This window comes from Methyloceanibacter marginalis (assembly GCF_001723295.1).
In the GTDB taxonomy this organism is placed as follows: domain Bacteria; phylum Pseudomonadota; class Alphaproteobacteria; order Rhizobiales; family Methyloligellaceae; genus Methyloceanibacter; species Methyloceanibacter marginalis.
Genome location: NZ_LPWD01000459.1, coordinates 1 through 8,634 on the forward strand (window position 1 = coordinate 1; position 8,634 = coordinate 8,634).

An 8,634-nucleotide genomic window follows, 5' to 3' on the forward strand; every position below is an offset into this window, starting at 1 on the left:
CCCGACGCGGTCGAGCGCGCTTGCGGCCGTCTGCCGGAGCAGCCGGAGCGGCTCAAGCTGAAGCTCGGTCAGGACGAACGCTGCACTGTGCTGCCCGCCGACTTCGCCGCCGTCGCCGATTTCATCGTTCGCCACGGCCGCGCGGCGACGGCCGCCACGGAGGTCCAGGCGTGAGCGCGGAACGCTCGACCCTCAAGAATGGGCTCACCGTGGTTAGCCACACCATGCCCGAGGTCGAGACCGTATCGCTTGGGATCTGGGTCGCGCCGGCAGCCGCTCCGAAGGACAAGCCGAGCATGGGGTCGGCGCATTTCCTGGAGCACATGGCCTTCAAGGGAACCGCGCGGCGCAGCGCCCGTGACATCGTCGAGGAGATCGAGGCGGTCGGTGGGGATATCAACGCCGCCACCTCCGTCGACTCCACCGGCTATTACGCACGCGTCATGCCCAAGGACGTGCCGCTCGCACTCGACATTCTGAGCGACATCATCCTCGAACCGCGCTTCGACAGCGACGAGCTTCACCGCGAACGCGACGTCATCCTCCAAGAGATCGCCGCCAGCTTGGATTCGCCGGAGGACATCGTCTACGACTTCATCTCCGAGGCGGCCTTCCCCGACCAGCCCGTGGGCCGCTCCATTCTCGCACCGCCGAGAAGCGTGAGCCGGTTCGACCGGGCCCATCTCGGCGCCTATCTCGCCGCCCAGTATCATGCACCCAACATGGTTCTGGCCGCGGCCGGCGCCGTGGATCACGCAGAGCTCCTTGCCGAGGCCGAGCGCTGGTTGTCGGCGCTGCCCGAGCAGGCATCCCCCCAGCCCCAAAGGGCGATCTATCTCGGCGGCACCAAGCAGTCCGACAGGCCTTTCGAACAGACCCAACTCATGCTCGCCCTCGAGGCGCCGCCTTACCATCACGCGGACTATTTCGCGGCTCAAACCCTCGCCGGTGCGCTTGGCGGCGGCATGTCCTCCAGGCTGTTCCAGGAGGTCCGTGAGCGGCGCGGGCTTTGCTATTCCGTCTATGCCTTTTCGATGGGTCTCACCGACAGCGGCATGTTCATCATCCACGCCGCGGGCGCGCCCGACAAGGCGGACGAGCTGTTCGCGGTGATCCGCGGCGAGCTGGAACAGGCGGCCGAGCGCGGCTTTGCCCAGGCCGAGGTCGACCGGGTCAAGGCGCAGCTCAAGATGGGGCTCCTGGCCGGGCTCGAGAGTTCGAGCGGCCGCGCCGAGCAGCTCGCCCGGCACGTCCTGTTTCATGGCCGCATCTTGTCCCCCCGCGAGTTGATCGAGCGGATCGAAAGGGTCGAGGTCGCCGATCTGCAAGCGATGCTTCAGAGGGTTCTTCTCTCGCCGCTTAGCCTTGCCACGGTGGGGCCCATCCTTAATGTTGCAAGATTCGAAGCCGTGGCCGGGAAATTTACCGTTCCGGCGAGCAAAGCTGCCTGAAGAGGGTGATCGATGGCCTTGCTGCGAGCTGCCTCCCCAAGTGATTTTGGACCGGTCATCGAGTCCGGACGGGTCGTATTGCGCACGCCGCAAATGTCGGACTATCCGGCTTGGGCCGAGCTCAGGGCATCCAGCCGCGACTTCCTCATGCCGTGGGAGCCGCTCTGGGCCCCGGACGAGTTGTCCCGTGCCTCGTTCCGCCGCCGCGTGCGCCATTACCTGCGCGACCTGCGCGAGGACGTGGGATACGCATTGTTTATCCACGACGTGGATAGCGATGCGCTGGTCGGCGGACTCACCCTCTGCAACGTCCGCCGAGGCGTGACCCAGTCCTGTACGCTCGGCTATTGGGTCGGCGCCAAATACGCCAATCAAGGGTACATGACGTCGGCCGTCCGGGCCGTCGTGCCGTTTGTGTTCGACTCGCTCGAGCTGCACCGGCTCGAGGCGGCGTGCCTGCCGACTAACGCCGCGTCGATGCGGTTGCTGGAGAGAACAGGATTCAAGCGCGAAGGTCTCGCGAGACGGTATCTGCGTATCAACGGCGCCTGGCAGGATCATCTGCTCTACGCGCTGCTTGATTCCGATCCGCGCGGTTAGGGCGGATCGGGCCGGGGGAGAGATGGTGGCGAGAAACGCCTCAGCTTGCGCCAAGGGCGCTGCGTCCTGGCTGAAACGCCAGGGCGGGGCGTGCGCGTTTGCTTGGGCGCTGCTCCTTGCGGTCACGCTGTTGCCCGGGCTTGCCCACGCCATCGAGGCCATCCCCGTAGACCCGGCCGCGCCTGTGACCGACATCACCGCTAAGGGCGAGCTCTACGAGGCCGCGGCGACCGGCTCCAGATCGAGACGGCGCCTGGCCCCGATGGCTATATCGGCCGCATGGCCGTGCAGGCCTCCACGCCCGGCACCAACCCGAGCTGGCTGGTCTTCGCCCTGTCGAACCCGACGGACGAGCGCATCGTGCGCTGGCTTGTGGCGCCGCGCTACACGCTCGCCAATTCCGGCGTGTTCCGTCCCGAGCTCGACGCGCCGCGCATCACCGCGGTCACGCCGTCGCTCGGCTTCCGGCCCGAGCCGCTGAAAAGCGATCGCGCCGATATGTTCCGGCTCAATATCGAGCCTGGTCAGACCGTGACCTACGCCGCCGAGCTCGCCTCCACGAAGGTGCCGCGGCTCACGCTATGGAACTCCAACGCTTACCAAGCCAAGCAACAGGATCGCATGCTGTTCAACGGCGTGCTGCTCGGCATCACCGGCTTGCTCGCCATCTTCCTCACCGCGATCTTCGCGGCGAACCACCGCGCCATTTTCCCGGCCACCGCGCTCGTCGCCTGGGCCGCGCTCGTCTATTTCTGCGTGGACTTCGGATTTTGGAACAAGCTGTTCCCCGTCGGCCCCGACCGCACGGCCGTCTATCGCGCCGCCGCTGAAGCCGGCCTCGCCGCGAGCCTCGTGCTGTTCCTCTACACGTTCTTGCGCATCGGCCTGTGGCATGTGTGGATCAAGACCATGTTCTGGGGCTGGATCGCCGCGCAGTTCGCGCTGATCGTCGTCGCCATCATCGACCCGCAGACCGCCTCCGGCCTCGCGCGCGCTCGACGCTGCTGCTCGGCCGGCGTGGGCACCGTGCTCATCGGCTATTTCGCCTTGCGCGGTCAGGACCGCGCCATGTCGCTGATCCCGAGCTGGATGCTGCTGATCGTTTGGCTCTTGGGGGCCTCGATGATCGTGTTCGGCAAGCTCTCCGGCGAGGTCGTCGTCTCCGGCCTGGTCGCGGGCCTCGTGCTGATACTGGTGCTGCTCGGCTTCACCGTCACCCAGTTCGCCTTCCGCACCGGCGGCGGCAGCGTAAGCCTCGGTCCGCCGAGTCTCGTGCAGATGAAATCGCTCGCCGTCGACGGCTCGGGCACCCACGTCTTCCAGTGGCACGCGGGCCGCGACGTCATCACCGTGGACAGCGACATCGAGAAGGAGCTGGGGCTCGACCCGGGCGCGCTCAACGTTACGGTCGAGGAATTCCTCCAGCATATGCACGCCTCGGATCGCGAACGCTTCCGGCTCATGCTCTGGTCGCTTCAAGAGAAGCAGGGCGGAGATCTTCAGACCGACTTCCGCCTGCGCCGTCACGACGGCACCTATCTCTGGTACGATCTGCGCGCCCATGCGGCGCCAAACGAGAATGTGCGGTTGCTGCGTTGCGTCGGCCTGTTGCGCGATGTGACCGGGCTCAAGCGCTCCCATGAGCGGCTGATGCACGATGCGGTGCATGACAGCCTCACCGGTCTCCCCAATCGCGAGCTGTTCATGGATCGCCTGCAGGGCGCAATCACCCGCGCGGCCGAAGGCCAATCCAACCGGCCCACGGTTCTGTTCATCGACATCGATCGCTTCAAGAACGTCAACAAGAGCTTTGGGCTCGTCATCGGCGACTCGATGCTGCTGACGCTCGGCCGCCGCCTCGGTCGTCATCTCAATCCGCAAGACACGCTCGCACGTCTTGGCGGCGATCAATTCGCCATTCTGCTGATCTCGGACAGCGATCCCCATCACGTCGCAACCTTGGCCGAGCGTGTGCGCCGGGCCTTGCGCACGCCGATGAAGATCAGCGCCAAGGAGATCATCCTCACCGCCTCGATCGGCATTGTCGTGCATGACGGAACGCATATGACGTCGCAAGACATGCTGCGCGACGGCGAGATCGCCATGTTGCGCGCTAAGCGCAGCGGGGCGGACCGCATCGAGATTTTCAATGCGGCCATGCGCACCGAGGACGAGAGCCATTTGCCGCTGGAAAGCGAGCTGCGCATGGCGCTCGACCGGCAGCAAATTTCGGTCCTCTACCAGCCGATCACACGGCTCGCATCCAATCAGCTTGCCGGTTTCGAAGCGCTCTTACGCTGGGACCATCCGACCCGGGGGCGCCTTGCGGCGGACGACTTCATCCCACTCGCCGAGGAGTCCGGGCTCATTGTCGATCTCGGCAGCTACGTGCTGAACCAGGCTTTGGAACAAGCCGCGAGCTGGCATCGGGTCTTGCCGCGCGACCGCGACCCGCTCTTCGTCAGCGTGAACGTCTCGAGCCGCCAGCTCTTCCGCCAGGACATGGTTCAGGAGATCAGGCTCATGCTCGCCCGGGAGTCCGTACCAAAGGGCACGCTGAAGCTCGAGATCACCGAGTCGCTTGTCATGGAGAACCCGGAGCGCGCGGTCGAGATTCTCACTTGGCTCAAGGCCTACGGCGCGAGTCTGGCCCTCGACGATTTCGGCACCGGCTATAGCTCGTTGAGCTATCTGCACCGCTTCCCCTTCGACGTTATTAAGGTGGACCGCTCGCTCGTGAGTGAGAGCGCGCTCGACGGCCAGACGCCGCTCATCCTGCGCTCGGTCGTGGCCTTGGCTCATGAGCTCGGCAAGGAGGTGGTCGCCGAAGGCGTCGAGACCCAAGCCGACGCGAGCTATTTGCGCTCGATCGGCTGCGAGTTCGGCCAGGGCTATTATTACGGGGAGCCGATGTCGGCGAAGGACGTGGCTGCGCTCCTCGCGGCGCTTGCCAGCCATCGCAAGCGGCGCCAGCGCGAGCGCGCCCGTGCCGAGCCGGATGCGCCGTCAGGTCTTGAGATCGAGTCGCAGAGTCCAGAGCCTCTGCCGGCGTTGCCGGGACCGAGCACCGCCTAAGCGTGACCCGAATCGTTGACGAGGCGGATCGGGTCGATCCCGATACTGCCGAGTGCCTTGTTGTATTTCCGGTCGACCTCCGGATCGAAGATCAGCTCCGGATCGGCGGGGCAGTTGAGCCAGCCATTGGACTGAATCTCGTCCTCCAGCTGTCCCGGCGCCCAGCCCGCATAGCCGAGCGCAAGCAGCGCCTTGTTCGGGCCGCTGCCCTTGGCGATGTCCCGCAGGATATCGATCGTCGCGGTGAGACAGACGCTCTCGTCGATAGGAAGCGTGCTCTCCGACTTGAAGTAGTCGGCGCTGTGCAGCACGAAGCCGCGGCCCGTCTCCACCGGCCCGCCGAGATGCACCGCCATGGCGCTCAAACCCGAAGGAACGGAGATGCGGTCTTCCGTCGGCACGATGTTCAGCTGCTCGAGAAGCTCGGTGAAGCTGATATTCGGCGCCCGCTGGTTGATGACGATGCCCATGGCGCCCTCGGAAGAGTGCGCGCACAGATAAATCACCGAGCGGGAAAAGCGCGGATCGCCCATCGACGGCATGGCGACCAGAAGCTGGCCATCCAGGTAGCCGTCGTCCTCGGAATGGGATCCTGTTTGCATGCATCCATGCTACAGCAGTTCCAATGCGAGGGAAGAGGCAACGGCCAATTAAGGCAGGCCGTGCCATTCTCGCCGCAGGGCCTCACAAACCGTGACGCTTGTTGATCCTGCACAGCCTCGCGCCGTGCCCTCGGCGCGGCTAGATTTGCGCCCAATGCTCAAGCCATTCATGAACCAGCACCCCAAGATCCATCACCCTAAGGCCGAAACACTCTTCGCTGCACGCCGCGCGGGTGCGCTGCTCGCCGCATTGGCATTTGGCGCGATTTGCGGCATTGGCTTTGGGTCCGCCGGCCTTGCCGCCTCCAAGGGGCAATCGGCCTGGTCCGGCCAGACAAGCTCCAAGGCGCGTCTGGTCAGCGGCACGGTCGCCCGTAACGGCGCGCCTGCGCTCTATGCCGGCGTTCAGCTTCGCATGGACCCGGGTTGGAAGACCTATTGGCGCAACCCGGGAGACTCCGGCGTGCCGCCCAGCTTCGATTGGTCCGGCTCCGAGAACCTCAAGAGCGCCGAGGTGCTCTATCCCGCGCCCCATCGCTTCGCCGACGCGAATGGCACGGCGATCGGCTACGACGACGAGGTGGTGTTCCCGGTCAAGATCACGCCGGAGCAGGAAGGCGAGCCCGTCACATTGTCGCTGACCTTCGATTACGGCCTGTGCAAGGACCTTTGCATCCCGAACACGGCGGCGCTTCGGGCGGTGCTGCCGCCCGATCTCGGCAAGGGCGATGGGCGGCTCCTTGAGACGGCGCTGTCCCGCGTGCCGCTTGAGGCCGATGCCGAGACGCTGCCCCGGATCGCGCATATCGCGGCCACGTTTGAAGGCGAGGCGCCGGGACTGGAAATCGAGGCGCTGTTCCCCGAAGGGGCCAAGGGTACGGATGTGTTCTTCGACAACCCCCACGTGCTCTTGCCGGTTCCCAAAGCGCTTGGACCGCTCGAAGACGGCAAACAACGCTTCTTCGCGTCCTTCATGACCCCTGCCGAGGCCGAAGCCATCAGGGGGAAAGCTCTCACCCTCACGCTTGTCTCGGACAAGGGCTCTGCCGAGACTACCTGGACGGCGGAGTAGCTCTACCTTCCCCCAAAAGGTGCAAATCTTCCTCCGCCCAAAGGAGGAGGGGTCAACGGACTGAGCCGCCTTGGCCCGGTGCGTTCGAGCCGGTATGGTGCGCGCCAAATCCGCCCTTCCACATTCCAGGAGTAACCCGCATGACCATCGCCACAGGAGATAGCCTCCCTGACGCCACGTTCCGGGCCGTCGGGCCCGACGGCATCGACAGCATGAGCACCAAGGACGTGTTCGGCGGCAAGAAGGTCGTGCTGTTCGCCGTCCCCGGCGCGTTCACCCCGACCTGTCATTTGAAGCATCTGCCCGGCTTCGTCGAGAATGCCGCCAAGCTCAAGGAGAAGGGCGTGGACGAGGTGATCTGCGTCGCCGTCAACGATCCCTTCGTGCTGGACGCTTGGGCAGAAACATCCGGCGCCAAGGGCAAGATCACGATCCTCTCCGACGGCAATGCCGAGTTCACCAAGAAGATCGGCATGGACTTCGACGGCGGCGGGATCGGCCTCGGCACGCGCTCCAAGCGCTACGCCATGGTCGTGGACGATGGCGTGGTCCAGGTGCTGCATACCGAAGAGTCCCCGGGCGTGGCCGAGGTCTCGACCGCCGAGGCGATTCTCAAGGAGCTCTAGGAAACGCCGTCACCCTGAGGTGCGACCCCGGACTTGATCCGGGGGAGCCTCGAAGGGGGCGTCATCCTTCGCGGGCCGTTTTACGCGCCTCAGGATGCCGACGTTAGGCGCGCCGTGCGAGAAACGGCGCCATGCCTTCCCGGGCCAGCTCGTCGGCGCGCTCGTTGTCGTCATGGCCTACATGGCCCTTGACCCAGTGCCAGCGGACCGTGTGGCGCGCTTCGGCCTGCTCCAGCCGCTGCCACAGCTCCATATTCTTCACCGGCTTCTTGTCGGCGGTGCGCCAGCCATTGCGCTTCCAGCCTTTGATCCAGCTGGTGATGCCGCCGCGCAGATAGTTCGAGTCCGTGTAGAGGTCGACGTCCGACGCCCCCTTGAGCGCCTCCAGCGCTTCGATGGCTGCGGTCAGCTCCATGCGGTTGTTGGTGGTCAGCGCCTCGCCGCCTTTGATCTCCTTGCGGTGCGCGCCCGACTCCAGAATCGCCCCCCAGCCGCCTGGCCCAGGGTTCCCCGAGCACGCACCGTCCGTATGGATGACCACCTTGGGACGCTCGGCCATGCTCAATGTGCCCCGAGACCGTAATCGCGGTACGAGCCCACGCGTTGATGGAAGCGCAGCTTCCGCAAATACTCGGTCGGGTCTTTGGTTTTCACCAGCGCGCCCGCGTCCGTATTCAGGAGATCGTAGGTGCGCGTGAGCAGGAAGCGTAGCGCAGCGCCGCGCGCCAGCAGCGGCAGCGCATCGAGCTCCGGCTCGGTCAGCGGCCGCTCGCGTTCATAGGCCTGCAACAGGGCCCGCGCCTTGGTGATGTTGAACGAGGTGTCGGGCTCGAAGCACCAGGCGTTGAGGCACACGGCCACGTCATAGGCCAGCATGTCGTTGCAGGCGAAATAGAAGTCGATCAGGCCGGAGACCTTGTCGTCGAGAAAGAACACGTTGTCCGGAAAGAGGTCCGCGTGGATCACGCCCACCGGCAGGCCCGCCGCCCAGTTCGCCGCGAGATAATCGAGCTCGCGCGCGATTGCGTCCTTCAGCCCCGGAATCACGCCGTCGGCGGAATCGCCTATCGCGTCGAACAGCGTCCGCCAGCCGGGCAGGGACAAATCGTTCTCGCGCGTCATGAGGGAAATCGAGGCCGGCGAGGTGGAATCTGGCGAGCGCCTGGCCGAGCCCCGCGCAATGCCCGATGCCCGGACGCCGCACCCAC

The 8,634-nt window shown here is 65.4% G+C and carries 7 protein-coding genes and 2 pseudogenes; 6 read left to right on the forward strand and 3 right to left on the reverse strand.

Going from position 1 to position 8,634, the window contains the following annotated elements:
- From AUC71_RS22970 to AUC71_RS16365, 4 genes and pseudogenes are all read left to right on the forward strand, one after another.
- Positions 1 to 174: pseudogene (locus tag AUC71_RS22970) on the forward strand (threonine synthase); the annotation flags it as partial.
- Positions 171 to 1,451, forward strand: a complete 1,281-nt coding sequence (locus AUC71_RS16355; RefSeq protein WP_069625113.1) for a M16 family metallopeptidase — start codon at positions 171 to 173, stop codon at positions 1,449 to 1,451. The pseudogene AUC71_RS22970 and the gene AUC71_RS16355, both read left to right, overlap by 4 nt.
- 12 nt (positions 1,452 to 1,463) lie before the next feature.
- On the forward strand, positions 1,464 to 2,051 hold the full coding sequence (locus AUC71_RS16360) for a GNAT family N-acetyltransferase (RefSeq protein WP_069625114.1): 588 nt from the start codon (positions 1,464 to 1,466) through the stop codon (positions 2,049 to 2,051).
- Positions 2,052 to 2,330: 279 nt separating this feature from the next.
- Positions 2,331 to 5,126, forward strand: coding sequence for an EAL domain-containing protein (locus AUC71_RS16365; protein WP_069625115.1), 2,796 nt, complete (start codon positions 2,331 to 2,333; stop codon positions 5,124 to 5,126).
- Here AUC71_RS16365 and AUC71_RS16370 read toward each other — a convergent pair.
- Positions 5,123 to 5,728 carry a YqgE/AlgH family protein gene (locus tag AUC71_RS16370; RefSeq protein WP_069625116.1) on the reverse strand — a complete coding sequence of 202 codons (606 nt, stop codon included), beginning with the start codon at positions 5,726 to 5,728 and terminating at the stop codon, positions 5,123 to 5,125. The two genes, AUC71_RS16365 and AUC71_RS16370, sit on opposite strands and share 4 nt — an antisense overlap.
- Before the next feature lie 154 nt (positions 5,729 to 5,882).
- Here AUC71_RS16370 and AUC71_RS16375 point away from each other — a divergent pair, with 154 nt between their 5' ends.
- Together AUC71_RS16375 and AUC71_RS16380 are read left to right on the forward strand one after the other, a co-directional pair.
- A complete protein-coding gene (locus AUC71_RS16375; RefSeq protein WP_069625117.1) occupies positions 5,883 to 6,800 on the forward strand; it encodes a protein-disulfide reductase DsbD domain-containing protein in 918 nt (305 codons plus the stop codon).
- A 140-nt stretch (positions 6,801 to 6,940) separates the two neighbouring features.
- Entirely contained in the window at positions 6,941 to 7,426 is a 486-nt protein-coding gene (locus tag AUC71_RS16380) for a peroxiredoxin (RefSeq protein ID WP_069625118.1), read from the forward strand.
- A 103-nt stretch (positions 7,427 to 7,529) separates the two neighbouring features.
- On the opposite strand, the gene rnhA is transcribed toward AUC71_RS16380, so the two are convergent.
- Together rnhA and AUC71_RS16390 are read right to left on the reverse strand one after the other, a co-directional pair.
- Positions 7,530 to 7,985, reverse strand: coding sequence for a ribonuclease HI (gene rnhA, locus AUC71_RS16385; RefSeq protein WP_069625119.1), 456 nt, complete (start codon positions 7,983 to 7,985; stop codon positions 7,530 to 7,532).
- A 2-nt stretch (positions 7,986 to 7,987) separates the two neighbouring features.
- Positions 7,988 to 8,634: pseudogene (locus AUC71_RS16390) on the reverse strand (phosphotransferase); the annotation flags it as partial.

What these genes read in the sequence shown, in the direction of transcription:
- AUC71_RS16360 (WP_069625114.1), top strand. Translation starts at nt 1,464, where the DNA reads ATGGCCTTGCTGCGAGCTGCCTCCCCAAGTGATTTTGGACCGGTCATC.
- AUC71_RS16365 (WP_069625115.1), top strand. Translation starts at nt 2,331, where the DNA reads ATGGCCGTGCAGGCCTCCACGCCCGGCACCAACCCGAGCTGGCTGGTC.
- AUC71_RS16370 (WP_069625116.1), bottom strand. Translation starts at nt 5,728, where the DNA reads ATGCAAACAGGATCCCATTCCGAGGACGACGGCTACCTGGATGGCCAG.
- AUC71_RS16375 (WP_069625117.1), top strand. Translation starts at nt 5,883, where the DNA reads ATGCTCAAGCCATTCATGAACCAGCACCCCAAGATCCATCACCCTAAG.
- AUC71_RS16380 (WP_069625118.1), top strand. Translation starts at nt 6,941, where the DNA reads ATGACCATCGCCACAGGAGATAGCCTCCCTGACGCCACGTTCCGGGCC.
- rnhA (WP_069625119.1), bottom strand. Translation starts at nt 7,985, where the DNA reads ATGGCCGAGCGTCCCAAGGTGGTCATCCATACGGACGGTGCGTGCTCG.